The following is a 1,332-nucleotide window of genomic DNA, read 5'->3' on the forward strand; positions in this document are numbered from 1 at the left end:
CGGGCCGCCGGGCCGCCGGGCCGCGCGGCGGACCCGGTCGGCGGGCGGATCCTGTGGCTGTGCGGGGCGACCGGGGTGGGCACGTCGACGGTCGGGTTCACGCTCTTCATGCGGGCGTTGCAGGCCGGGTTCGGCGCGGCGTTCGTGGACGTCGACCAGCTCGGCTTCTTCGGTCCCGGCCCGGAGGCCGATCCGGGCGGGCACCGGATGCGGGCCGGGAACCTGGCGGCGGTGTGGCGAACGTACCGGGCGGCGGGGGCGGAGTGCCTGGTCGTGGTCGGCCCGGTGGAGGACGAGGCCGCGGCGGGGGTGTACGCGAGGGCCCTGCCGGGGGCGGATCTCACGGTGTGCAGGCTCCACGCGGGCGGCGAGCGGCTGGCGGAGCGGATCGCGCTCCGCGGGCGGGGCCGCGGCAGTTGGCAGCAGCCGGGTGATCCGCTGAACGGGCGGCCCGCCGCGCATCTGCGCCGCGTCGCCGAACGGGCCGCGGCGCGGGCCGCGGCCATGGAGCGCGCCGGTCTGGGCGACCTGCGGGTGGACACGGACGAGCTGACCGCCGAGGAGGCCGCCGACGCGGTCGCCGTCGCGGTCGCCGAGGCGACGGGCTGGCCGGGGCCCCGGCCCCGCGCGAGCGCGGAAGCGCGCCCACGCCGCGGGGCGGGGCGCGCTACGGCGCCTGGTGGTACGTCTCCTCCAGGTACCGGCGCCAGGTGATCTCGCCGCGGGGCAGGGCCCCGGTGGTCAGATGGCCGCCGCGGAACGCCCTGCCGGTGCGGCCGGGCACCGGCAGTCGCAGGACGGGCCGCCGCTTGCGCCGGGCGGCGAGCCACTGCCGGACGGCCTCGTCCAGGGTGAGCGCCTCCGGTCCCGCGAACTCCTCGATCCCCCGCCCCCGTCCCTCCCCGACCAGGGCGACGATGCGGTCGGCCACCTCGTTCACGTCCACGGGCTGGGCGGTGATCCCGGGGTCGGCGACCATCACGCCGAGCCGGGCCGCCGCCGTCAGCGCCTGGTCCACGAACGGGTGGAACTGCGCGGCCCGCACCACCGTCCAGGGCAGGCCGCTGCCCCGCACGACCTCCTCGCCGCGGACCTTGGTGCGGAAGTAGCCCCAGGGGACGCGGTCGCAGCCGAGGATCGACGCGTACACCACGTGGGAGACCCCGGCCTCCGCGGCGAGGGCGAGGAACCACCGGGTCCCCTCGACCTCGACGCGGGTGGTGTAGCCGCGGCGGTAGGGCGCCGCCGCCAGGTGCACCACGGTGTCCACGCCGGCCAGGGCGTCGGCGGACCCCTCGCCCGTGGTGAGGTCGGCCCGCACCCAGTGGACCC

General features: G+C 78.6%; 1 protein-coding gene and 1 pseudogene. One reads left to right on the forward strand and one right to left on the reverse strand.

The window, feature by feature from the left end; genetic code table 11:
- Positions 1–714, forward strand: a pseudogene (locus tag ADY01_RS39600) (ATP-binding protein); the annotation flags it as partial.
- Here ADY01_RS39600 and ADY01_RS35755 read toward each other — a convergent pair.
- Positions 668–1,332, reverse strand: a 665-nt coding sequence (locus tag ADY01_RS35755) for an SDR family oxidoreductase (protein ID WP_049581068.1), incomplete at its 5' end; no start/stop codon positions are given. The pseudogene ADY01_RS39600 and the gene ADY01_RS35755 overlap by 47 nt on opposite strands.

Source organism: Streptomyces sp. SBT349 (assembly GCF_001083795.1).
Lineage (GTDB): Bacteria > Actinomycetota > Actinomycetes > Streptomycetales > Streptomycetaceae > Streptomyces.